Below are 23,766 nucleotides of genomic sequence, written 5' to 3'. Positions count from 1 at the left end.
CCGTGCCCACGTTCTTCCCGCTGTGGGTGGTCATCACCCACTTCCTCAACCTGTTCTTCCTGCTGCTGCTGGCCCGCTCCGGGCTGGAGGTGCTCTCGGCGTTCCCGAAACTGTACTGGCACGACGACTGCCCACCCGGGCGGGAATGGGCCCGATTCTCGAAGAAGATGTACGGCGCGGATTCGCGCAGGATGTGGTCGTCGCTGGACGAGGAGGAGTCCTGGAGCCCGCTCATCGCGCTACCAGGACGGAAGAACCTCGGCCTGGGCCGGCACTGGCATTTCCTGACCGTGCAGTTCTGGATTCTCACCGGTATCGTGTACGTAGTGCTGGTGTTCGTGACCGGCTACTGGCACTACCTCATCCCCACGCACTGGTCCATCGTCCCGGACTCGATACGAGCGGTCGGCACCTACCTGCATTTCCAGATCCCCGCGAAGATCCCCGGGCAACCGTTCGAACCCGCGCAGAAGCTCGCCTACTTCCTGGTCATCTTCGTACTGGCGCCCTTCCAGATCGCCACCGGCGCGGCCATGTCCCCGTCGGTGCTGGCCCGCTTCCCGCGCTACGGTAAACTGTTCGGCGGCAAACAGGGAGCGCGTAGCCTGCATTTCCTCGGGTTGTGTGCGTTCGGCGTGTTCACCGTGGTGCACGTGTTCATGGTCATCGTCCACGGGGTGCCCGACGAGTTCACCAAGATCGTACTGGCCGATCCCGGCGGGAACAGAACCTTCGCGCTCGCGCTCGGCCTGGCCGGGCTGTTCGCGGTCCTGCTCTTCCACGTGATCATCTCCTGGTTCTCGTTGCGGTACCGGCGCCGAACCCAGCGCTTGCTGGGGTGGGTGGTCGACCCGTTCGAGAAGGCCATCTCGCGGGCGTTCCGTTCCCGGCAGCGGTGGCGGCGCAGCGACATCTCGCCCTATCACCGGGTCAACGGCTACCCGCCCACCGATGACGACTACGAGCGGATGGCGGCGACCGGGTTCGCCGACTACCGGCTCGCCGTCGGCGGTCTGGTGACCCGGCCGGTGACGTTGTCGCTGACCCAACTGCGCGATCTCGGCACGCAGCGGCAGATCGTCAAACACAACTGCATCCAGGGCTGGACCGCGGTGGCCGAATGGGGCGGAGTGCCATTGAGCGCACTGATGGATCACGTCGGCGTGGCGCCCGAGGCCCGTCATGTGGTGTTCTACGCCATGGACGACAAAGGCCTCACCGAAGGCGAAGGCCGCTACGGATACTTCTACGGCACCATACCGCTCCACCTCGCCGGCAACCCGCAGACCATCCTCGCGCTCGACATGAACGGTGCCCCGCTCCCGGTCGCCCACGGTGCTCCGGTGCGGCTGCGTATCGAAACCCAACTCGGCTTCAAAATGGTTAAATGGATCACTGCGATCGAGTTCGTGGTCGACACCGCCGATATCGGCATGGGGATGGGCGGGTGGCGCGAGGACCAGCAGTTCTATGCCAACGCCGCCGGCATCTGACCCCTCCGCACAGAAAAGGTTACGACGACGATGAGCGCGACGACGAATACGAACGATATCGTGGGCGATATCGGCGAGCAGTTTCCGCCGCACGTGTTGCGGGAGTACGCACTGCTCGCCGACGGGGAGCGCGGTGCGCTGGTCGGGCCGCGCGGGGACATCGCCTGGCTGTGCGCGCCACGATGGGACTCCGATGGGGTGTTCTCCTCGCTGATCGGCGGCGCCGGAACCTACGCGGTCACCCCGGTCGGGCGGTTCGTGTGGGGCGGCTACTACGAGGACGGGAGCCTGATCTGGCGCTCGCGCTGGATCACCGAGACCGGGATCGTGGAGTGCCGCGAAGCTCTGGCGTTCCCGGGCGACCCCGGCCGGGTGGTGCTGCTGCGCCGGATCATCGCCGTGCAGGGCGACGCCCAGGTTCACGTGGTGCTGGCGCCCGCGGCCGAGTTCGACCAGCAGCGCCTGCGTGAGCTGCATCGTGACGATGCCGGGTGCTGGACCGGCCGGGTGGGTGCGCTGCGGATGCGCTGGACCGGTGGTGGCGACGCGGCCCCGCACACCGACGGCCACCGCGGCCGACAGCTGAGCGCCACCGTGTCGGTGCCCGCAGGGGCCCACCACGATCTGGTCCTCGAACTCGGCGACACCACCTGCGCGCTGGAGGGTGACGCGCCGGACCCGGAAAGACTGTGGACGGCCACCCGCACCGCGTGGCGCGAGACCATGCCGGAGCTGGGCGACAGCATCGCCCCGCGCGACGCCCGCCACTCCTACGCGGTGCTGCGTGGCCTGACCAGCTCCGGTGGTGGGATGGTCGCGGCTGCCACGATGAGCCTGCCCGAGCGTGCGGCACAGGGCCGCAACTACGACTACCGCTACGTCTGGATCCGCGACCAGTGCTACGCCGGGCAGGCCGTGGCCACCGACGCCCCCCATCCGCTGCTCGACGACGCGGTCGGTTTCGTCGCCGCCCGACTCCTCGACCACGGACCACAGCTCGCCCCCGCCTACACCGTCACCGGCGACCCGGTCCCCGACGAACGCTCCCTGGAGCTGCCCGGCTACCCCGGGGGCACCGACGTGCTCGGCAACCACGTCAACGCCCAGTTCCAGCTCGACGCGTTCGGTGAGGCGTTACTGCTGTTCGCCGCCGCGGCCCGCCACGACCATCTCGACACCGAACATCTCAAAGCCGCTACCGCCGCCGTGTCGGCGATCGAGCAACGCTGGCGCGACCCCGACGCCGGGGTGTGGGAACTCGACGACCAACGCTGGGCGCACTCGCGGCTGATCTGCGCCGCCGGGCTGCGCGCCATGTCCGCGCAGGTCCCGGCCGGCGACGCGGCACGCTGGAGCGCGCTGGCCGACACCATCGTCGCCGACACCGCCAACGACTGCCTGCACCCGAACGGTCGTTGGCAACGCGCCCCGCACGACCAGCGGGTGGACGCCGCGCTGCTGCTCCCCGCGCTGCGCGGGGCACTCCCCGCCGACGACCCGCGCTCGATCGCCACCCTCGCCGCGGTCGCCCACGACCTGGGTGAGGACGGCTACATCTACCGGTTCCGCCAAGACCCGCGCCCCCTCGGGCACGCGGAAGGCGCGTTCACCCTCTGCGGGTTCTGGATGGCCCTGGCCTGCCACCAGCAGGGCGACCCGGCCGGCGCGGTGCGGTGGTTCGAACGCAACCGCGCCGCCTGCGGCCCACCCGGATTGTTCTCCGAGGAGTACGACGTCACGCAACGTCAACTGCGCGGCAACCTCCCGCAGGCCTTCGTGCACGCCCTGATGCTCGAGTCCGCGGTCCAGCTCACCGGACCCGCCACCCACCGGGACTCCACTGGGGTACGACCGTGACCGGCCGCGGCGTCCCGTCGGGGGCACAGTTCGAGATCCGCTCCGGCCGACACCGGGCAACCCTGGTCGAGGTCGGCGGCGGTATCCGCACCTACACCTACGACGGGCGCCCGGTCCTGGACGGCTACCCGCCCGAGGAGATGTGCAGCGGCGCTCGCGGCACCCCACTGATCCCCTGGCCCAACCGCCTCGCTGACGGCGCCTACACCTTCGACGGTACCGATCACCAGGTCGCCCTGACCGAACCCGAAGCCCACAACGCCATCCACGGGTTCCTGCGCTGGCGCAACTGGACCCCGCTGGAGACCGAACCCGACCGGGTCGTACTCGGCACCGTGCTGCACCCACTGCCCGGCTACCCCTTCACCCTCGGCGTCACCGTCGACTACCGGCTGCGCTCCGGTCCGTCGGACGACTCGAGGACCTCCGACCCGGGCCGGACCGGGTTGACGGTGGCCACGACCGCGACCAACATGGGCGCCCAGCGCTGCCCGTACGGCACCGGGCACCACCCCTACCTACGGGCCGGCACCGAGTACATCGACGACGCCGAGCTCCAGATGCGCGCCGAACGGTGGCTGCCCACCGACCAGCGCGGGCTACCCACCGGGACCATCCCGGTCGCCGGATCGCCGTATGACTTCCGCGGTGCCCGCCACATCGGCGACACGATCATCGACTACGCCTTCACCGACCTGGCCCGCGACTCCGACGGCCTGGCCTGGGTCGTCCTGACCGGGCCGCAGCAGCAGCGGACCCGGCTGTGGGCCGACGAGCACTACCGGTTCATCGAGCTCTACACCGGCGACACCCAGCCCCCCGACAAACGTCGTCGCGGCCTCGGGGTGGAACCCATGACGTGCGCCCCCAACGGGCTACGCAGCGGCAACGGCCTGCTCACCCTCGAACCCGGCCAATCGATCACCACCCGGTGGGGCGTCGAACCCGACCAGCCCGCCGGTCCCCACCCACACGAGATCGTCCGAGAAAGGCAACCATCATGACCCCTCCACAGACCGTGGTGATCACCGGCGCCAGCGGCGGGATCGCCCGCGCCACGGCCATCCAGTTCGCCGCCCGCGGCGCCCGCGTCGCGCTCCTGGCCCGCGGACAGGCCGGCCTCGACGGCGCGGTCAAGGACGTCGAGAACGCCGGCGGCACCGCCCTCGCGATCCCGACCGACGTCGCCGACCCCGACCAGATCGAGGCCGCCGCCGAACAGGTCGAGAACACCCTCGGCCCGATCGACATCTGGGTCAACGTCGCGTTCACCTCCGTGTTCGCGCCCTTCCACCAGATCAGCCCGGCCGAGTTCCGCCGGGTCACCGAGGTCAACTACCTCGGCTACGTCTACGCCACCATGACCGCGCTGGGCCGGATGCGACCACGCGAGCGCGGCACCATCGTGCAGGTCGGATCCGCCCTCGGGCTGCGGTCCATCCCATTGCAGTCCGCCTACTGCGGCTCCAAGCACGCCATCAACGGGTTCACCGAATCGGTGCGCACCGAACTCATGCACGACCACAGCAACATCGCCATCACCGTGGTGCACATGCCCGCGGTCAACACCCCCCAGTTCTCCTGGGTGCTGTCGCGGCTACCGCACCACCCCCAGCCGGTGCCCCCGATCTACCAGCCCGAACTCGCCGCCCGCGCCGTCGTGTTCGCCGCCGATCACCCCCGCCGCAAGGCCTACTGGGTCGGATCGAGCACCGTCGGCACCGTGCTCGGGCAGCGCATCGCACCCGCCCTGCTGGACCGCTACCTGGCCAGGACGGGATTCTCCTCGCAGCAGACCGCCGATCCCGTCGCCCCGGACCGGCCGCACAACCTCTGGGAGCCCGCCGACGGCGCCACGGGGCACGACTACGGCGCACACGGGGTGTTCGACGACAAGGCCATCAGCCATGATCCCCAGCAGTGGTGCTCGCGGCACCCGCGAATGGCGTCCGCGGCCGCCGCCGGGGCTGCGGCGTTGGCGGGGGCGGCGGTATGGCTGCGACGCCGCTAGAGCACCCGCGCGATCCGGCCGCGACCCATTCCGACCCGGGTCGCCCCCTCGATCCGTACCGCCACCCGGTGGCGCCGGACCCCTCGCCAGGACACCGACGGCCCGAGCCGACAGGCTCACCGGTCACCGACGGTGGACCTGGCGCGGTGGCGGCGCAGATCGCCGAGCTGCGGTCCCGGCTGCTCGGCGGGCGAGGACCCGGTGCCAGCGCGGCGGAGATCGAGCGCCACACCAGGGGGCGCACCCACCTCGCCGGACACCCGACCTCGTTCCAGCGAGGCCGGGTCGCCGAGCAGACCGCACTGGCCCGCCGTGATCCCGACGCGCTGGGGCGCCACACCACGACGGTCACCGCCCGGCTCGCCACCACCACCGCCGAGCTGTCCCGGCGGGTCACCGACCACCGGACGCTACGGCTGTGCGTGGTCGCGCTCGTCGCCGCCGGTACCGGAGCGACGGCCGTCGTGGTCGTGCTCACCCGCGCCCGTCTCCGCGGGCGGTGACCGGCACCCTTCGCCGTCAGCAGCTCCTGCGAATGGTTCGTCCGCCAACCCTCGTGTAGTGCGGTATCGCAACCATTGCGATACGATGGTGACTGGTGGCAGTGAGCAGCTGTCGACCAGGGTGGACCACCCCGCGCGTCCGGGGGAGGGGTAACCGCTACTCGTAGCGACTGTTCTGTAACGGACCGGCCTGCCGCATCACCGTCGAAGGATTCAGCGTCGAAGGATTCAGCGTCGAAGGACATACTCATGGGCAAACCCGACACCGTGCACCTGACCCCGAGCGAACGCCGCAGGGTGGCGGAGATCGAACGCCACCTGGCCGCCGAGGAGGCGCCGCTGCAGCGTGCTCTGGCCGCGATGAGCCTGCGGCCGCTGCGCTGCGGCCGGCTCCGACAGATCGTGACCGCTCCGACACGCCGTCCGGGGCTGCGGCTCGCGATGGTGGTCGTGGTGCTGTGCGCCGGTGTGGCGGCGCTGGTGGCCGGGGAGATCACCGGCACGATCGCACTGATCGTGCCCGGGGCGCTGGTCAGCGGCCTGGGCCCGATCGCGGTCTGTTGGTCACTGTGCCGCCGGGACCCGCCCCATGACATCGCGGGCACGGCCCCGGGCCACGGTCTCTGCGCGCCTCCGGCCGTGCGTGACAGGGCCGGCGATGTGCCCGGCGGACGGCGCGCCGCTCCCGGCCGGCCGAACCCGCTCGGTCCCTCGTGAGACCCGACCGCGCGGGGGCCCCAGGAACAGGCGGGCCGGCGATCCGGAGGGCCCCGACTGCCCGCTCCCCGGGCTGCACCTGAGCGCAGGGGTCCTGTTGCTCGCCTCGTCGGAGGGGCCTCCTGACCAGCCGCTCTCGGGTCGGCCCCGCGACCCGAGAGCGGCCCCGGCACCGTGGCACCGCTTGCCGGATGTTCCCGTCTGGATACGGCACCAGCCGCCCCGGCCCGTGTTGGGGGGCGTCCCCGCGCATCACCGTCCGGTATCCGGCCCCGGTCGTCTGAGGGACCGGGACGAGTTCGAGCTCAACGCGGGTCTCGCCCGCGGGCCGACTCCGCGCCCGCAGCACCGGCTCCCGGGCCGGGGTGCACACCTCGGTGACCCCTGGCTAGCTGGCGATGATCTGGGGCGAGACGATCTTGAGTTGGCCGTTGGCCCACCGCATCTGGCGAAGCATCTGGCGAAGCGTCTGGGGGTGGCAGCGTCGGGCCAGCTCGAACAGGTCGCGCTGGCGCATGGCCTGGGCGGCCTGGCTCAGCAGTTCCCAGTCCAGGGATACCCCGGCGGCCTTGCGGTGCAGTCTCCGCAGGTCGGCCAGGAGCAGCAGGCCGGGTTCGGGGCGGCGGCCGAGAAGTTCGCTGGTGCGGTGGGTGAGGCGTTCGAGCAGGGCGGGTGAGCCCGTGGACGGGGCCGGATCGAGATGCAGGTCGTGGGCCGCCGCGCTGCCCGCGATGAGCCGGACGTGGTCGTGGGACCAGCGGGCGACGTCGCGGGCGGTGTGGAAGATCTCGTGTTCGACGCGGTGCCGGTCGGCGACGGTCAGTAGGTCGCGGGCCAGGCTGTTCTCGGAACGGTGCAGCTCGCGCAACACCAGTTCGATCTTACTCATGGGGTCTCCACCTGGGTCGGCTGACGTGTGGTGTCCGTCGCGGCGTGGCCGCCGCGGGTGGGCGGGACATGATCGCCGACGGGGCGCGACCCGGTCGTGGTCGGTGCCGGCGCCGGTACGCCCAGCCCGTCGGCGATACGGGTCAGGTTCGCGGCAGCGGTCTTGAACAGGGGTTGTTTCGACACCGGGTCCCAGTCGGTCGGGGTGAGCTCGTTCGCCGCCCGGTCGTGGCCCGCGCGCTGGGCGTGGTCGGCGTCCCAGTAGCCGTAGTGGAACGGGAGGAACAGCACGCCGTCTCGGATGCCGCTGATCCGCACCCTGGCCCGTACTGCGCCGCGGGGGGTGGTGATCTCGGCCAGGTCGCCCTCACGGAGCTCGAGCGCGGCCGCGTCGGCGGCGGAGCACTCGACCCACACCTCGGACGCGGCGGCCTGCAGCTGCGGGGCTCGCCCGGTCTTGGTGCGGGTGTGGAAGTGATACAGCGTCCGCCCGGTGATCAGCGCGAACGGGTGATCGGGGTCGGGTCGTTCGTGCGGAGGCAGGTACGCGGCGGCCTTGATCACGGCCTTCGCGTCGGGGTTGAGCGCGCGGTACTCGGTCTCCTCCACCGCCGTGCCGGTGACCAGGTCACGGCCGTAGCTCTCGCACTCGTCCGGGGCGGAGAAGAACTTCCCGTCCGTGTAGAGGCGTTCGGTGCCGTCGGGGTTCTCGCTGTTGCACGGCCACTGGATCCCCGACGGTGCCGACCGCAGCTTCGCGTGGCTGAGCCCGTTGTAGTCGCACGGGCGGCCCTCGGTCGAGGCCACCCACGCGTCGAACGCCGAGGAGGCGTCGTGCCACTGCGGGAAAGGCTGACCATCACGGTCACGGAAGTCCATGCGCCGGGCGTAGTCGAGCAGGATGTCCAGGTCCGGGCGGGCTACGCCCGGCGGCTCCACGGCCTTGTCCGACAGGTGCACGGTGCGGTCGACGTTGGTGAAGCAGCCGGCCTTCTCGCCCTGCGTCGCAGCGGGCAGGACCACGTCGGCCAGTTCGGCGGTCTCGGTGCGGAAGATGTCCTGCACGATGAGGAACAGCCGGTCCTGGGCCAGGATCGACCGGATCCGGGCCAGTTCCGGCATCGACACCGCCGGGTTGGTGGCGGTGACCCAGAGGAACCGGATGCTGCCCTGCTCGGCGTACCGGAAGATCTGCATGGCGTGGGTGGGCGGGGTCATGTGCGGAATCCGGGACGGGTCGATGTTCCGGTGCCGGGCCAGGTCGGCGACGTGGGTGTCGTTGTTCCAGTTCCGGAACCCGGTTCATCAGCGCCACGTTCGTACCCGGCAGCAGGGCCAGATGCACCCCGCCGCCGGCGCGGGCCGCCCACGCGACCGGCATGTCACGGGGATCGACGCACACGATCTTCGGGGGGTTCCGTAGCCGACGACATGACGACGGGAGGAGCCCACGGTGTCGCCCCGCCCTGGTCGTCGTCAGTGCCGTGGATCGAGCGGGGTGACAACGTGGGGACGTCCTGGTCAAGTCCTCGGCCGGCATCCGACCGATGATGAACCGGGGTCGGGGCGGCGACACGTGGTCGATGGCCCCGACCCTGCGCCGGCAGTGGTGCCCGGCAGTACCGGTGTTACTGGCCGATCTTCACCCCGGGCTGGCCTGCGGCGTACTCGATGGGGCGCCGCGGCGAGGTGCCGGGCATCGCCGGTGCGCCGCGTTGCCCCATCGGCAGCACGTTGCGTCCGGTGCTGCCCGCCAGGACCATCGCGCTCGCGGTGTACCACGCCAACACCGCGGAGGCGACCAGCACGATGGCGCCGATCGTCACCAGGACCGGGAGAGCGGCGGTCATGCCGATGGCCAGCAATGTGGACCCGGCGGCCAGGGTGAGCAGCACCAGGCTGGTGGCGATGTTCTCGGCCAGCGCGGCGACGAAGCCTGTCCAGGTGACCGCAGCCAGCCCGATGAACCAGAAGCCGAACGCCACCTTCGCGTCCGGGCTGGTGGCCGTGCCGGGCACCACGTTCAGTCCGACCAGCAGCGTGTAGATGCCGTAGCCGATCCAGAACGACCCCCACGCGCCGTGGATACCGGTGGCCAGCCCGTCGCGGGCCCGGTACGACCACATCGCCGCGAGCAGTTGCGCGATCCCGCCGAACGCGAACGCGAACGGGAACAGCACCAGCGGGGTCGAGGTGTCGTTGCCGAACCAGCCCGCCAGGTTGGCCGCCACCATGAACGTGGACACGGCGAAACCGAACAGACCCAAGATCGACGGCGCGGCGACGGGCTGTAACGCGATCGTCGTGTGCTCGCGCCAGAACGTGTACTCGGCATCATCGGACGCGCCGTGACGTCCGTTCGTGTCCGGCAAGCGACCCGGCGACGAAGGTCCCGCCAGATGCGCGGACGAAGTGGTGGTCATGTCGAGCTCCTCTGCTTCGAGTAACGGAATGAACTGCGGCACGGGCTCTGATGGATGGGCCGAACGTGCGCAACGTGCTGTCTCGCAGACATACGGCGCCTCGGTTTCTCCCTTCCCCGGGGCCTGCGTCATGAACGGTCTACCCCACGGTTGATGTGCTTAACCGCAACGCTTGCATTTACGCAATTCTAGCGAAGTAGGCACTGATGAGCGGGGTGGAGGTGCGCTCAGCCGGATCGTCGAGCTCGCCGCAACCTGGATGCCGTCGAGCCGGGGAGTCGCGCTGGGCGTCGCCGGCCACGCGCCGACGCGGAGTCTGGCCGCTGTTCGGCGCGCGTGTCGCCCCGGGTGCCCGGTGTGCACATGGCCGTCCCCGGGTCGGTTCTCCGCCGGCCGGGTGTGAGCCTGCTGGGTACCGGGTAATCGCGGTTGTCCGAGCACAATGACGTTCGAAGGGCGACACCATGACGACAGGTCCGACGGAAAGCGATCGGCCCGGCGGCGATCTCACCGATGAGGGCGCCGACCCGGCCAAGCGTGAGCGAGACGACAGCGGCGCAGGCGATGGCAGCCCGGCCACCGGGGATCACGACGCACCGGCCGGTGGCCTCACCGATCACGGTGTGGACCCGGCCGGCCGCGCCGGCCAGGAGTAGCGCCGCCGCTGGTGTCGCTCACGGCCTGGAAGCGGCCGTGGCGCCCCGGCTGACGAGTTCCGGCATCGTCACGCCACGCACCGCGGAGGCCCTCACGCCGTGGCGGCAGAGTCCGGACCGGGCACGGTCCGGACTCTGCCGACGGTGCGGGGGAGGGGACCCGGGCACAGTGTGCGTCTCGGTGACTACGCGGTGTTCGTTAACGACCGCCGGCACCACCAGCGCCCGGATCCGGTGCCGCCGCCGCTCCTGCTGACCGACAGCCCCTGCCCACGCCGGCTGGTCGTGCCCAGCGCTGGTGACGGACCCGTGGCGACCTGAGGCGTTCACCGTGGTGGGGGGTCGAGGTCAGTGGATGGCGCAGATGCAGAAGGGCGTGCGGCACGAGAAGCACGGCGGCATGTCCCGGCAACACCTGTAGCCGCAGTCGGCCGGCACATGAGCCAGCAATTCGCTGGCCCTGTCCCGGCCGAACGGGTGCCGGCAGACCGGGCATGTGGGCGCCACGACGGTCACCATCTCGTCCATGCCGAGGCATCCTCGTCCCTGTGGCACTCGATCGGGGGGATAGTCGCCCGATCGGATCGACCGTGGCCGGGCCGGGCCGGGCTGCGCCTGCTGCCACCGGTTCGTCGCCGCCTGATCATGGAACGCGATCGATGTGTACACCGCGATCCACGCCGAGCTCAACGCGCCCGACCACAAGGCCCCGGACACGTCTCGGACGGTCCGGGTCAGCGCACTCCGTGTTCAGCCGGAAAGGCGCCCACCACGAGCGGGACGCCGACGGCCGGGCGGTCACCAACGAGATCCGCCGATCCGGGGGCGTCGACGCCCGCGTCCCGCCCGCGCCGGGCTCAGCGCAACAGGATGCGGCCGGCCCCGGTGCGCACCGAGCCGATCACCGAGGTCGGCGGCCCCAGCTGCGCCACGACCTGGGCTGCTCGTTCCGGTGGCGCACCGAACAGCAGACCGCCCGAGGTCTGGGCATCGGCCAGCAGCAGGACCTCCAGCTCGGCGAACCCGTCGGAGTCCAGCGACGACAGCACCCACTCACGGTTGCGCCTCGACCCGCCGGGCATCGTGCCGGCCGCCGCCAGCTCACGGCTGCCGGCCAGGAAGGGCACGGCGGCGACGTCGAGCACGGCGTCCACGCCGGACGCCGCCGCCATCTTCAGGAGGTGCCCGAGCAGCCCGAACCCGGTGACGTCGGTGCAGCCGCGTGCGCCCGCCGCGACGGCGGCCCGCGCGGCCGGGGCGTTGCTCGCGGTCATCGCCGCGACGGCCGCCGCGACCAGGGACTCCGGCGCCGTCCCGGCCTTGATCGCGGTGGTGGCCACCCCGATGCCCAACGCCTTGGTCAGCACGAGGGCGTCGCCGTCGCGCAGGCCGGTGTTGGTGAGGATCTTCTCCGGATGCACCTCGCCGACCACCGCGAGGCCGTACTTGGGCTCGGGATCGTCGACGCTGTGGCCGCCGACCACCGGGAACCCGCTCTCGGCCCCGATCTCCGCGCCGCCGGCCATCACCTCGGCGAGCATCTCCACGGGCAGCTCCGACGACGGCCACGCCACCAGGTTCAGTGCGAACAGCGGCCGTCCACCCATCGCGTAGACGTCGGAGACGGCGTTCTGCGCGGCGATCCGGCCCCACGTCCTCGGGTCGTCGACGACGGGGGTGAGGAAGTCGGTGGTGGCCACCAGCGCACGCGCAGCGTCGAGCCGCCAGACGGCCGCGTCGTCACCGGTCTCGGTGCCGACGAGGAGGTCCGGATGGGTGGAGGGCTTCAGCGTGCGCAGGACCTGCGCGAGCTCACCGGGGGCGAGCTTGCACGCTCAACCGGCGCCGTGGCTGAACTGCGTGAGGCGACGGGGGGTGGGGGGTTCGGTCATGGAGGGAGCCTACGGCGGGACCGGGCGCCCGGCCGTAGGGTTGTGCAGATGACGACCGTCGATCCCCGGCGTGGCATCCCCAGGACCGACGTCGTCCTGGCCGATCCCCGCGTCGCCTCCGCGGAGGAACGCCTCGGCCGGGCGATGGTCAAGGCGGCCGTCGTCGCGGCGCAGGCCCGGGCCCGGGCCGGTGAGCTGGCCCCGGGGGCCGTGGTGGACGCCGTGCTCGCCGTTCTGCCGGGTACCGCGACCATGCTGCGCCCGGTGGTCAACGCCACCGGGGTGCTGCTGCACACCAACCTCGGCCGGGCGCCGCTGTCGGATGCCGCCCGGGCGGCGCTGGACGTCGCCGCCGGTACCTGCGACGTGGAGCTCGACCTCGTCACCGGCGGTCGTGGTCCGCGCGGTACCGGGGCGATCGCCGCGCTGCTCGCGGCCGTGCCCGGCGCCGGGGCGGCGCACGTGGTCAACAACGGGGCGGCGGCGATGTCGCTGGTGGCCACGGCGCTCGCGGGCACCGGGAACCGCCGTGAGATCGTCATCGCCCGCGGCGAGCTGGTCGAGATCGGCGACGGGTTCCGCCTGCCCGACCTCCTGACGGCCACCGGGGCGCGGCTGCGCGAGATCGGCACCACCAACCGGGTCGGCCGCGACGACTACGCCGCCGCGGTCGGGCCCGACACCGCGTTCGTGCTCAAGGTGCACCCGTCGAACTTCGTGGTCAGCGGCTTCACCCGCTCCGTCGAGGTCGGTGGGCTGCGCGGGCTCGGGGTGCCGGTGGTGGCCGACATCGGGTCGGGTCTGCTCGCCCCGCATCCGCTGCTGCCCGACGAGCCCGACGCGGCCACCACGCTGTCCCGGGGTGCCGATCTCGTGACGGCGTCGGGGGACAAGCTGCTCGGCGGGCCCCAGGCGGGGATCATGCTGGGCGACGCGGCGCTGGTGCAGCGGCTGCGCCGGCACCCGCTCGCCCGGGCGCTGCGCGTCGACAAGCTCACCCTCGCCGCGCTGGAGGCCACCCTCCGGGGCCCGGTGCCCCCGACGCGGAGCGGGCTCGACGCCGATCAGGCCGCGTTGCGTCGCCGCGCCGGCCGGCTGGCCGGCGCGCTGGTCGCGGCCGGTGTCGACGCCGTCGCGGTCGACTCGGACTCCACCGTCGGCGGGGGCGGCGCGCCGGGGGTGGTGCTGCCCAGCGCCGCCGTCGCCCTGCCGGAGCGGTACGCGGCGTTGCTGCGCGCCGGTGACCCCGCTGTGCTCGGGCGTCTCGACCACGGGCGCTGCCTGCTCGACCTGCGGGCCGTCGCCCCGGGGGACGACGACACCGTGCAGAACTGCGTGCTGCGGTGCACGTAGTCGCTACCGCCGGCCATGTCGACCACGGCAAGTCGACGCTGGTCCGGGCCCTGACCGGGATGGAGCCCGACCGCTTCGCCGAGGAGAAGCGGCGGGGGATGACCATCGACCTCGGGTTCGCCTGGACCACCCTTCCCTCGGGGCCCATCGTCGCGTTCGTCGACGTACCCGGCCACGAACGGTTCGTCACCACCATGCTCGCCGGCGTGGGCCCGGTGCCCGCGGTGCTGCTCGTCGTGTCCGCCGACGAGGGCTGGATGCCGCAGTCCGCCGAGCACGTCGACGCGCTGGTGGCGCTCGGCGTCGACCGTGGGCTGCTGGTGGTCACCCGCAGCGACCTGATGGAGCCCGAGCTGGCCCGCGACGAGGCCCGCGAGCATCTGGCCGACACCCCGCTGGCCGGCATGCCCGCCGTCTGCGTGTCCGCGCGCACCGGCGCGGGCATGGACGAGCTGCGTACGGCACTCGGGGAGCTCGTCGGCGGCATGCCCGAGCCGGATCCCGCCGCCGACGTCCGGTTCTGGGTGGACCGCGCGTTCAGCGTCCGCGGGGCCGGGACCGTCGTCACCGGCACGTTGGGCGCGGGCCGGATCCGCGCGGACGACGAGCTGGAGCTTCTCACGGCGGACGGGACGCGGCGGGTGGGCGTCCGCGGGCTGCAGACGCTCGGGGCCCCGGTCGGTGAGGTGCGGGGAGTGTCCCGGGTGGCGCTGAACCTGCGTGGCCTGCCGCTCGAGGCGGTGGCCCGCGGCGACGTCCTGCTCACCCCGGGCGCCTGGCTGGGCACCGACGTGGTCGACGTGCGGCTGCACGGCGTCCGTGCCGGTGGGACCCCCGCCGTGGCGTCGCTGCCGTCGGAGCTGAGCCTGCACGTCGGCTCGGTGGCGGTGCCCGCCCGGCTCCGGCCGCTGGGCGCGGACACGGTGCGGTTACGGCTGCGGCGGCCGGTGCCGCTGCGGATCGGGGACCGTGCGGTGCTGCGCGACCCCGGGCGGCGCCGGGTCACCGCCGGGCTGACGGTCCTCGATGTCCGGCCGCCGCCGCTGCGTCGCCGCGGCTCGGCGGCCCGGCGGGCGGTGGAGCTGGCCGGTATGACGGGCCGGTCGTCGGCGGCGGAGGAGCTGGCCCGCCGCGGTCTGGCCCGCGGCGCCGACCTGCGCGCGATGGGTGTGTCGATCGCCGGGCTCGACGTGCCGGCGGCGGCCGGGTGGCTGCTCGACCCCGACCGGGCGAGCCGGGCCGCCGCGGCGCTCGTCACCGCCGTGGCCGCGCACGACGCCGCCGACCCCCTCGACCCCGGCCTGTCGACGGAGGCCGCGCGCCGGGCCGCCGACCTGCCCGAGTCGAAGCTGCTCGATGCCGTGCTGCGCCACGCCCAGAAGAGCCATGCCCAGAAGAGCCATGCCCAGAAGAGCCATGCCCAGAAGAGCCATGCCGAGAAGGGCCACGCCGAGAAGGGCCACGCCGACCCGACCGGGCTGGTCCTGCGCAACGGCCGGGTGGTGCGTTCGGCGGCCGCCGGCCTGCCCGCGCGCGTACGCGAGGCCCTCGACGCGCTCCGCCACGACCTGGAGCGCGCCCCGTTCGCGGCACCCGAGGCCGACCGGCTGGCCGAGCTCGGGCTCGGGCCGCGGGAGCTCGCCACCCTCGTCCGGGCCGGTGAGCTGCTGCGGGTCGCCGACGGGGTGGTCCTGCTGCCGACGGCCGACGCCCGGGCCGTCGAGGTGCTCGCGGGTCTCGACGAGGAGTTCACCCTGAGCGCCGCGCGCCAGGCCCTCGGCACGTCCCGGCGCGTGGCGGTGCCCCTGCTGGAGCTGCTGGCCCGGACCGGCCGCACCCGCCGCACCCCCGACGGCGGGCACCGGCTCGTCTAGGGCAGGATCAGCCCCAGGGAAGCGTTTGGGTGTCTGGTGACCCCCACGGTCTTCAAAACCGATGTGGCCGGGTATCCCGGTCAGGCGGGTTCGATTCCCGTCCGCTTCCGCCACAGGACCTGTGAGGACGGCCGGACCCGGGTGATCCCCACCCGCCGGGCTGATCGACGGGCGGCTACACCTCCCGCTCGGCCGCCGCCTCGCGGGCCGCCATGCGCTCGCGCTGCGGCACCACGGTGTAGGCCGGGTCCTTGGCCGAGACCATGCCCGCGTCGAAGACCCCGAAGCGGGTGGCGGCCGAGCCGGCGTTGAGCAGCACCCCGGCCGCGATGCCCGCCAGCCGGCCGCGCCGCCCCCCGAGCACACCACCGGCGACCGCGGCGGCTGCGCCGGCCACGGTGGCCGCGCGGGCCACCTTCAGCAGCATGCCGGGTCGGCCCGTGGTGTAGGCCTTCCTCGCGAACCCGATCCGGCGCTCCAGCACCGCCGTGGCGGTGAGCTCCAGGGCCGCACCGGCCACGGCCACCCTCCGGGCCGGGGTGACGTCACCGGTGGCGAGCAGGCCGAACCCCCCGCCCGCGGCCATGGCGCTGCCGGCGAACAGGAAGGGCAGCTCCTGGTAGCCCTCGTGCCAGGCGGGCACCGCCGTGTTGGCGAGCAGCACCGCCGTGTAGGTGGTCATGGCGGGGCCGACGAGCCCGGCCCCGACCCCGGCGAGGCGTCCGATCCCGGGAAGGAGCCCGGTGAGCTCCGACGCGGCGGCGATCCCGGCGAGCGTGCCGAACGGCGAGAGGATCCACGACCCCACCGACAGGGGCGACGTCGGCTTGATCACCCGCAGCATGTTGAGGAACCGCGTGGGCCGCCCGAGGTCGTGGACGAGCGCACCCACGCTGACCAGCGCCCCACCCAGCGCCGTGTAGCGCCCGACGATGCGCAGCGCGGGACGTCCGGTGAGGTCGGCCAGTGCTGCCAGGGACGCGGATGTGCCCGCGGCGCCACCCAGGTAGAGATACAGCGGGACGTCGGGGACCTTCCAGGTCGGGCTCTTGATGATCGGGCGGCCGTAGTAGGAGGTGAACTCCGCGTCGGGCACCATCAGCTGCTCACCGCGGCCCCTGCGCCGTCGCCGCTGCGGCCGTGACGCGTCTGCGGCCCCGGCCACCTCGGGCGCGTTCACCGACGGCCCCCGACGAAGGACGCCGCCACCGTGGCCGCGACGGTCAGCGCCGCCACGGCGGCGTGCCGCCACATCGACGGCAGGTCGCGGGTGGTCACCACCGGGTCCGGGGGCAGCCCGTAGACCTCCGGCTCGTCGAGGAGCAGGAAGAAGGCGCCGTCCCCGCCCACCCCGTCGTCCGGGTCGTGGCCGTAGAGCCGGGCCTCGGGCACGCCGTGTTCGTGCAGGGTGGCCAACCGGGCGTCGGCCCGTTCGCGCAGCTCGTCGAGCGGCCCGAACTGGATGGACTCGGTGGGGCACGCGGTGGCGCACGCCGGTTGCAGGCCGGCGCCGAGCCGGTCCTGGCACATCGTGCACTTGAACGCCCCGCCCCCGCCCAGCTCCTTCGGGCCCTTGCGCTGGTCGATCACGCCGTAGGGGCAGGCCGGGATGCAGTAGCCGCAGCCGTTGCAGATGTCGTCCTGCACCAGGACGGTGCCGTGCTCGGTGCGGATCAGGGCACCGGTCGGACAGACGTCGAGACAGGCGGCGTGGGTGCAGTGCTTGCAGACGTCCGACGACATGAGCCAGCGGACCTCGGTCGGGTCGCCCCGGCCCTCCGGCGGCGCCGGCATGCCCAGGTCCACCGTGGGGGACTCGCGCCGCGGCACCGTCTGCTCGATGAACGCGACGTGCCGGTAGGTGCTCGCCCCCAGCGCACCGGTGTTGTCGTAGCTCATGCCCGTGAGATCGAGCAGGTCCGGCTGGTCGTGGTGCGCGCCGTCGGCGGGCAGCGCGTTCCACTCCTTGCACGCCACCTCGCACGCCTTGCAGCCGATGCAGACGCTGGTGTCGGTGAAGAACCCGACGCGCGGTGGGTGGCCGTCGGGGTACCCGGCGTCGGCGGACGGGTCCGCCAGGGGCCCGTACAGGGAGTTGCTCATCAGGTCTCCAGACCGGCACGCCGGCGGTAGTCGGCGAGGAAGGTGACGAGATCGGGCCCGTGCGGGCGCCGACCGGGCCGGATGTCGCAGGTGGCGGCCTTGGTTTCCATGATGTGGACGTTCGGGTCGAGCGCCACCGACAGCAGCTCGTTGGCGGCGTCGCCGGTGGACAGGCCGTTGGAGCCCCAGTGCCACGGCACACCGATCTGGTGGATCGTCGTGCCGCCCATCCGCAGCGGCTTGGCCCGCTCGGTGACCAGCGCCTTCCCCTCGATCGCCGAGCGCGCGGTGACCACGTGGCACCACTGCCCGTTCTCCAGCCCGCGCAGGGCCGCGAGCTCGGGGGAGACCTCCAGGAACATCTCGGGCATCAGCTCGTTGAGGTGCGGTGTCCACCGGCTCATGCCGCCCGCGGTGTGGTGCTCGGTGACGCGGAACGTGGTGAACACGAACGGGAAGACGTCCGCGCCGGGCATGCCGGGAGCCGGGTGGTAGCGGTTGTCCGGGCGATCGAACTCCTGGCGGGCCGGGTTGGCGCGTTGCCGGGGGTGCAGCGCGTTGGGCACCGGCGACTCCTGCGGCTCGTAGTGCGCCGGCATCGGCCCGTCCAGCAGTCCGGCGGGGGCGTGCAGCCAGGCCCGGCCGTCGGCCTGCATGACGAACGGCTCGTCGCCGCCGATGGCCTCGGCGGCCCGCGCCCCCTCGGGCGGCCGGTAGTCCGGGGCGGTGGTGGCCGGGAAGTCGGGGACGTCGCCGCCGGTCCACGTCTTCCCGACCGCGTCCCACCAGACGAGCTTCTTGCGCTCGCTCCACGGCTTCCCGTCGGGATCGGCGGAGGCGCGGTTGTAGAGCACGCGGCGGTTCGCGGGCCACGCCCAGCCCCACTCGTGGGCGGCGAGGTCCTGGTCCCGGCCCGGCTTGCGCCGCTGGGACTGGTTGGTCTCGTCGGCGTAGACGCCGGAGTAGATCCAGCAGCCGCACCGCGTGGAGCCGTCGGCCTTCAGCTCGGTGTAGCCCCCGAGCGTCGCGTCGTCGGGGCCGGTGCCGTTGATCTCGCGCAGCACGGCGTCGGCACTCGGTTCGCCCGTGTCGTCGACGGGGTAGTCCCAGGTCAGGGCCTGCAGCGCCCGGTCCTTCGGGTCGGTCGAGCCGGCCAGCCGCGCCTTGATCCGCTTCCCGATCTCGTAGTAGAACCACAGGTCGCTGCGGCAGTCGCCCGGTGGCTCCACGGCCTTGTGGTGCCACTGCAGCAGCCGCTGGGTGTTGGTGAAGGTGCCGTCCTTCTCGCTGTGGGCGGCGGCGGGCAGGAAGAACACCTCGGTGCCGATGTCCTCGGTGCGCATCTCGCCGGTCTCGATCTCCGGCCCGTCCTTCCAGAACGTCGCCGTCTCGATCATGTTCAGGTCGCGGACGATGAGCCACTCCAGCGTCGCGAGGCCCTGGCGCTGCTGGCGGGCGTTCGCGGTACCGGTGGCCGGGTTCTCGCCGATGACGAAGTAGCCGGGCACCTCGCCGCGGGCCTGCGCCATCACCGTCCGGAAGCTGGAGTGGTCGCCGGTCAGCCGGGGCAGCAGGTCGAAGCAGAAGTCGTTCTCCGGCGTGGCCGCGTCGCCGAACCAGGACTTCAGCAGGCTGACGACGTAGGTGTCCATGTTGCCCCAGAAGCCCTTGTTGCCGGTGTTGGCGGCGATGAAGGTGTCCAGGTCCTGCTCGCGGTGGGCATGCGGCATCGGGATGTAGCCGGGCAGCATGTCGAACAGCGTCGGGATGTCGGTGGAGCCCTGGATGCTGGCGTGCCCGCGCAGCGCCAGGATGCCGCCGCCCGGGCGCCCGATGTTGCCCAGCAGCATCTGCAGGATCGACGCCGCCCGGATGTACTGCACGCCGACGGTGTGGTGGGTCCAGCCGACCGCGTAGGCGAACGCGCTGGTGCGCTCGCGGCCCGAGTTGCGCGTCAGCGCGTCGGCGACCTGCGCGAACGTCTCCGGGTCGATCCCGCAGACCTCGTGCACCATCTCCGGGGTGTAGCGGGAGAAGTGCCGCCGGAGCACCTGGAAGACACACCGCGGATGCTGCAGCGTGTCGTCACGCCGGGGTTCCTTGCTCATCGGCGCCCCGCCGGAGCCGGCGATCTGGCCGCGCTCGTGCTCGGCCACCGGCCTGTCGTCGCGCGGGCCGACGGCCGGCTCGACGGCGTCGTCGGCGTACTCCCACGACGTGACGTCGTAGGTGGCGGTCGCGGGATCGAAACCGGAGAACAGCCCGTCGAGGTCCTCGGTGTCGCGGAAGTCCTCGCGCAGGATCATCGGCGCGTTGGTGTAGGCGCGCACGTAGTCCTCGAAGTACGTGCCCGTCTCCAGCACGTGGTGGATCAGCCCGCCGAGGAACGCGATGTCCGTGCCGGCCCGGATCGGGACGTGCAGGTCGGCCACCGCGGACGTGCGCGTGAACCGCGGGTCGACGTGGATCACCGTGGCGCCGCGCTTCTTGGCCTCCATCACCCACTGGAAGCCGACCGGGTGCGCCTCGGCCATGTTGGAGCCCTGGATGACGATGCAGTCGGAGTTGACCAGATCCTGCTGGTAGTTGGTGGCGCCGCCGCGACCGAACGAGGTTCCCAGACCGGGAACGGTGGAGCTGTGTCAAATACGGGCCTGGTTCTCGATCTGCACCGCACCCATCGCGGTGTAGAGCTTCTTCATGAGGTAGTTCTCCTCGTTGTCGAGGGTCGCCCCTCCGAGGCTCGCTATCCCCATCGTGCGGCGCAGGTGCCGGCCCTGGTCGTCGACGTCCTGCCAGGTGCTCTCGCGGGTGGCCAGCACGCGATCGACGATCATGTCGACGGCCGTGTCGAGGTCGAGGTCCTCCCACTCGGTGCCGTGCGGACGCCGGTAGCGGACCTGCGTCTGCCGGGTGGGCGCGGTGAGCAGCGACAGCGTCGAGGAGCCCTTGGGGCAGAGCTTGCCGCGGCTGATCGGCGAGTCCGGGTCGCCCTCGACGTGGGTGACCTTCCCGTCCCTCGAGAAGATCTGCTGTCCGCACCCCACGGCGCAGAACGGGCAGATCGACTTCGTGACGGTGTCGGCGTCGAGCGTGCGGGCCCGCTTGTCCACCGATCCCCCGTCGTGGCGCGCTGAGGTGCCGCGGCCGAGCGGGTCGTCGCCGGTCAACTGCCGGACAACGGGCCAATGGTCGATCCAGGTTCGCATGCCCACAAGGATGTAGTTCCCCGGGAGCGGCCGGCCAAACCCCTCGCCGGGAACCAGGTACCGGCGCGGGCCGACGTGCTGATCGAGCACAGCGCCTCAGGGACCGCCGACGGCGCCGAGCTCGAACCAGACCTGTTTGCCGTCGGGATGGTCCTCCGTGCCCCACCTGCGGGCGAGCGCGCTGACCAGCGACAGTCCGTATCCTCCGCCGCTGCCGGCACCGGCGGTGGGCGTCGGTCGGCTGCGCGAGCTGTCGGCGACGCACACGCGCAGGTCGGGGCCGGCCAGGTCGATCCGGAGGGTCAGGTTGGCGGGCCCCTCGACGTGTCGGATGACGTTGGTGACGAGCTCGCTCAGCAGCAGGGTGGCCTCGCCCTGAAAGCGCTCTGCCGCCCAGGCGGTGAGCAGCTCGCCCAACAGCCTGCGGGCGGCGGGAACGCTGCGGGCCACCGGCGGGAGCACGATGGTGGCGGTCAGCGCGCTCATCGCGGTCATCGGGGTGTCCGAGGGACTGTGCCCGTCGCGGCGTCGTCGCTGCCGTCCCGCACGGTCAGACGGTCGAGCAGGCCCAGTGCCGCGAAGACGCGTTGTGCCGGACCGTCGCCGAGCCGGATCGTGAGGCGCTGACCCGCGACGCGGGCCCGCTCGTCGGCGAGAAGGACCAGCCGAACCCCCGACGAGTCGCAGAACTCCAGGTGGGTCAGGTCGAGCAGCAGATCGGCCCCGGCGTCCTCGGCCGAGGCGACGTGGCGTTCCGCGTCGGCCAGCGTGGTGATGTCGAGCTCGCCGTGCAGGACGAGTACGACGCCGTCGCCATCGTTCGAGCGTTCCACCCGCAGCGCGCTCGTCGGCTCGCCCACGCCGTCGAAGGGCCCCGGGGCGGTCATGCCGTGGCCTGCATGACGAAGATCGCCACGTCGTCCGACAACCGGTCGTGCTGGAACGCGCAGACGTCCTCCAGCAACGCACCGGCGATGCCGTCGGCCGTCGCGCCGGCGCACCGGCTGACCGCGGCGGCGAGGCGGTGTGCACCGTAGTAGCCATCGGCGGAGCGACCCTCCGTGACACCGTCGGTGTAGAGGACCAGCGAGTCTCCCGGGTCGAGCCGGATCTCGATCTCGGTCAGTGCGAGGTCCGCGTACACGCCGACCAAGGTACCGGGGGCGGTGACGGCCTCGACGCGGTCCCCGCGCAGGACGAGTGGCGGCGGATGTCCGGCGCTGACCAGCGAGACGGTGGTGCGGGGGCGATCGGTGCGCAGCTGCGCATGCACGAGGGTCGCGAAGCGGGCCGTGTCCGCGGGGGAGCCTCGCAGGAGGGCCGCATTGACCCCGCGGACGACGTCGGCGGGTGCGAGGTTCTGGCTGACATGGGCGCGCCAGGTGTGCCGGACCAGGGCGGTCAGTGCCGCGGCAGCGGGCCCCTTTCCGCACACGTCGCCGACCATCGCCGCCCAACCCCCGGGGCTCGTCGGTGGGTCGGGCGACGGCGCGGTGACGAGGACGTCGTACAGGTCGCCGCCGATGTACACCTCGGTGAGGTCGGCGCTCTGCGGACGGTAGCGGGCCGCGACCTGCATGCCCGGCACCTCGGGCAGTACAGCAGGCAACAGAGCGGACTGGAGTGTGTGGGCGATGTGTCTCTGCTGCTCGTAGAGCCGGGCGTTGTCCAGGGCCACCGCCGCGGTCGCGGCGAGCTGCTCGACGAAGGCCAGGTCGGCGTCGGTGAAACGGAGCCCCGACTCCGCGTGCACGAGGGTCAGCGCTCCCAACGACCGGCCCCTCACGACCAGCGGCACCACCACCGCCGACCGCATGCCGATCGCGCGGATCAGCTGCAGGTGGGTGTCGTCGACCGCCGCCTCGGTGAGCAGCTCGTCGGGGATGTCGGTGAGCAGGACCGGCTTTCCGGAGCGGGCGACGGCGATCGCGCCGCCCCCGGCGTCGGGATCGGACGGGTAGCGCCGCTGGAGCTGCTCGACGTACGTGACCTTGTCCGGGTCGGCGTGGGCGACGGCGATCTGCTCGACCCGATCGTCGCGGACCAGATGCACCGCGCACCAGTCGGCGATCTCGGGCACGGCGAGGTCGGCGACGCGCTGCAGGCGTTCGTCCACCGACAGCGGGGCCTCCATCAGCCGGCCGGTGAGGGCGAGGAAGGCCATCCGGTCGCGTTGGGCCTCCGCCGCCGTCCTCGCCGCCAGTTCCGCGGCATACAGCCGGGACCGGTCCAGGGCCTGGGCGCACAGAGCCGCCGTGGCGACCATGTACTCGCGCTCGTCGGGGGTGAACGTCCGGGATCGGGTGAAGCTGAACACGACCGCACCCAGATCACGGTCGTCCACCCTCAGCGGGAGACAGGCCGTGGACCGGAATCCGCTCGACGTTCCGGCCGGGGCCATCTCCGGGTACTGCTCCGCCCACTGCTGCGGGTTCTCCAGCCAGACCGGTCGGCCGGTGAGGACCGCGTCCGACAGGGGCCGGCCGGGCTGGACATCGAGGAGCCCGAAATGCCGGGTCGCGTCCGTGGGCCAGCCCGACGCGTGCGCGACCTGAAGCGTGGCGGGGGCCCCGTCCGGTCCCGGCGTGGGCGTGTACACGGCGGCCCCGTCGGCGCCCAGCAGCTGGGCGACGGAGGTGATCGTCAGGTTCCCGACGGCCGACGGCGTCGCCGCGGCGGACAGCGCTGTGGCGAGCCGCTGCAGGGCGGCGACGTGGGCGCGGCCGACGTCCGACGCCCCGTTCACGCGGCGGGCCTGGTGTCCGCCGGGTGGTCCACGTGCTCGGG

The 23,766-nt window shown here is 72.4% G+C and carries 19 protein-coding genes and 1 tRNA gene; 10 read left to right on the top strand and 10 right to left on the bottom strand.

Annotation, left to right across the window (positions count from 1 at the left end):
* Window positions 1-2: 2 nt before the first annotated feature.
* The 6 genes from BGP03_RS11775 to BGP03_RS11750 all read left to right on the top strand — a co-directional run bounded on the left by BGP03_RS11775 (window position 3) and on the right by BGP03_RS11750 (window position 6,581).
* Window positions 3-1,493 carry a molybdopterin-dependent oxidoreductase gene (locus tag BGP03_RS11775; protein WP_298795349.1) on the top strand — a complete coding sequence of 497 codons (1,491 nt, stop codon included), beginning with the start codon at window positions 3-5 and terminating at the stop codon, window positions 1,491-1,493.
* 60 nt (window positions 1,494-1,553) lie between these two features.
* Entirely contained in the window at window positions 1,554-3,350 is a 1,797-nt protein-coding gene (locus BGP03_RS11770) for a glycoside hydrolase family 15 protein (RefSeq protein ID WP_298795351.1), read from the top strand.
* Window positions 3,347-4,354, top strand: a complete 1,008-nt coding sequence (locus tag BGP03_RS11765) for an aldose 1-epimerase family protein (protein ID WP_296377471.1) — start codon at window positions 3,347-3,349, stop codon at window positions 4,352-4,354. The genes BGP03_RS11770 and BGP03_RS11765 overlap by 4 nt, the downstream gene beginning before the upstream one ends.
* Window positions 4,351-5,361, top strand: a complete 1,011-nt coding sequence (locus BGP03_RS11760) for an SDR family oxidoreductase (protein WP_296377470.1) — start codon at window positions 4,351-4,353, stop codon at window positions 5,359-5,361. Before BGP03_RS11765 ends, BGP03_RS11760 begins: the two co-directional genes overlap by 4 nt.
* A 146-nt stretch (window positions 5,362-5,507) precedes the next feature.
* Entirely contained in the window at window positions 5,508-5,864 is a 357-nt protein-coding gene (locus BGP03_RS11755; RefSeq protein ID WP_296377469.1) for a hypothetical protein, read from the top strand.
* A gap of 249 nt (window positions 5,865-6,113) precedes the next feature.
* Window positions 6,114-6,581 (top strand): DUF3040 domain-containing protein, encoded by a 468-nt coding sequence (locus BGP03_RS11750; protein WP_298795354.1) that lies wholly within the window; start codon window positions 6,114-6,116, stop codon window positions 6,579-6,581.
* A gap of 388 nt (window positions 6,582-6,969) precedes the next feature.
* Here the strand turns inward: BGP03_RS11750 and BGP03_RS11745 are convergent, their stop codons facing one another.
* From BGP03_RS11745 to BGP03_RS11735, 3 genes are all read right to left on the bottom strand, one after another.
* Window positions 6,970-7,470, bottom strand: coding sequence for a hypothetical protein (locus BGP03_RS11745; RefSeq protein ID WP_296377467.1), 501 nt, complete (start codon window positions 7,468-7,470; stop codon window positions 6,970-6,972).
* On the bottom strand, window positions 7,467-8,687 hold the full coding sequence (locus BGP03_RS11740) for a molybdopterin dinucleotide binding domain-containing protein (protein WP_363093614.1): 1,221 nt from the start codon (window positions 8,685-8,687) through the stop codon (window positions 7,467-7,469). The genes BGP03_RS11745 and BGP03_RS11740 overlap by 4 nt, the downstream gene beginning before the upstream one ends.
* Window positions 8,688-9,097: 410 nt before the next feature.
* The gene (locus tag BGP03_RS11735; protein ID WP_298795356.1) at window positions 9,098-9,892 is read right to left on the bottom strand and encodes an acetate uptake transporter; all 795 of its coding nucleotides are present in this window, start codon (window positions 9,890-9,892) and stop codon (window positions 9,098-9,100) included.
* Window positions 9,893-10,356: 464 nt separating this feature from the next.
* Here BGP03_RS11735 and BGP03_RS11730 point away from each other — a divergent pair, with 464 nt between their 5' ends.
* On the top strand, window positions 10,357-10,548 hold the full coding sequence (locus tag BGP03_RS11730) for a hypothetical protein (RefSeq protein ID WP_296377465.1): 192 nt from the start codon (window positions 10,357-10,359) through the stop codon (window positions 10,546-10,548).
* Between the two features lie 857 nt (window positions 10,549-11,405).
* On the opposite strand, the gene selD is transcribed toward BGP03_RS11730, so the two are convergent.
* Window positions 11,406-12,440 (bottom strand): selenide, water dikinase SelD, encoded by a 1,035-nt coding sequence (selD, locus tag BGP03_RS11725; protein ID WP_298795359.1) that lies wholly within the window; start codon window positions 12,438-12,440, stop codon window positions 11,406-11,408.
* Between the two features lie 48 nt (window positions 12,441-12,488).
* Between selD and selA the strand changes: the two genes are divergently transcribed.
* The 3 genes from selA (at window position 12,489) to BGP03_RS11710 (ending at window position 15,780) form a co-directional block, all read left to right on the top strand.
* Window positions 12,489-13,793, top strand: a complete 1,305-nt coding sequence (gene selA, locus BGP03_RS11720) for an L-seryl-tRNA(Sec) selenium transferase (RefSeq protein ID WP_298795361.1) — start codon at window positions 12,489-12,491, stop codon at window positions 13,791-13,793.
* Window positions 13,784-15,667, top strand: a complete 1,884-nt coding sequence (locus BGP03_RS11715) for a selenocysteine-specific translation elongation factor (RefSeq protein WP_298795363.1) — start codon at window positions 13,784-13,786, stop codon at window positions 15,665-15,667. Before selA ends, BGP03_RS11715 begins: the two co-directional genes overlap by 10 nt.
* Before the next feature lie 17 nt (window positions 15,668-15,684).
* Window positions 15,685-15,780: transfer RNA gene (locus BGP03_RS11710), tRNA-Sec, on the top strand.
* Window positions 15,781-15,842: 62 nt separating this feature from the next.
* On the opposite strand, the gene nrfD is transcribed toward BGP03_RS11710, so the two are convergent.
* The 6 genes from nrfD to BGP03_RS11680 all read right to left on the bottom strand — a co-directional run bounded on the left by nrfD (window position 15,843) and on the right by BGP03_RS11680 (window position 23,725).
* Window positions 15,843-16,847, bottom strand: coding sequence for an NrfD/PsrC family molybdoenzyme membrane anchor subunit (nrfD, locus tag BGP03_RS11705; protein ID WP_298795365.1), 1,005 nt, complete (start codon window positions 16,845-16,847; stop codon window positions 15,843-15,845).
* The gene (locus tag BGP03_RS11700) at window positions 16,844-17,770 is read right to left on the bottom strand and encodes a 4Fe-4S dicluster domain-containing protein (RefSeq protein ID WP_298795367.1); all 927 of its coding nucleotides are present in this window, start codon (window positions 17,768-17,770) and stop codon (window positions 16,844-16,846) included. Before BGP03_RS11700 ends, nrfD begins: the two co-directional genes overlap by 4 nt.
* Window positions 17,770-20,985, bottom strand: a complete 3,216-nt coding sequence (gene fdh / locus BGP03_RS11695) for a formate dehydrogenase (protein ID WP_298795370.1) — start codon at window positions 20,983-20,985, stop codon at window positions 17,770-17,772. Before fdh ends, BGP03_RS11700 begins: the two co-directional genes overlap by 1 nt.
* 90 nt (window positions 20,986-21,075) lie before the next feature.
* The gene (locus BGP03_RS11690; protein ID WP_296377458.1) at window positions 21,076-21,474 is read right to left on the bottom strand and encodes an ATP-binding protein; all 399 of its coding nucleotides are present in this window, start codon (window positions 21,472-21,474) and stop codon (window positions 21,076-21,078) included.
* The gene (locus BGP03_RS11685) at window positions 21,471-21,866 is read right to left on the bottom strand and encodes an STAS domain-containing protein (RefSeq protein ID WP_296377457.1); all 396 of its coding nucleotides are present in this window, start codon (window positions 21,864-21,866) and stop codon (window positions 21,471-21,473) included. Before BGP03_RS11685 ends, BGP03_RS11690 begins: the two co-directional genes overlap by 4 nt.
* The gene (locus BGP03_RS11680; RefSeq protein WP_298795372.1) at window positions 21,863-23,725 is read right to left on the bottom strand and encodes a SpoIIE family protein phosphatase; all 1,863 of its coding nucleotides are present in this window, start codon (window positions 23,723-23,725) and stop codon (window positions 21,863-21,865) included. The genes BGP03_RS11685 and BGP03_RS11680 overlap by 4 nt, the downstream gene beginning before the upstream one ends.
* Window positions 23,726-23,766: the final 41 nt, after the last annotated feature.

The organism is Pseudonocardia sp. 73-21, assembly GCF_001899645.1.
In the GTDB taxonomy this organism is placed as follows: domain Bacteria; phylum Actinomycetota; class Actinomycetes; order Mycobacteriales; family Pseudonocardiaceae; genus Pseudonocardia.
This window is presented reverse-complemented; position numbering and strand designations above follow the sequence as displayed.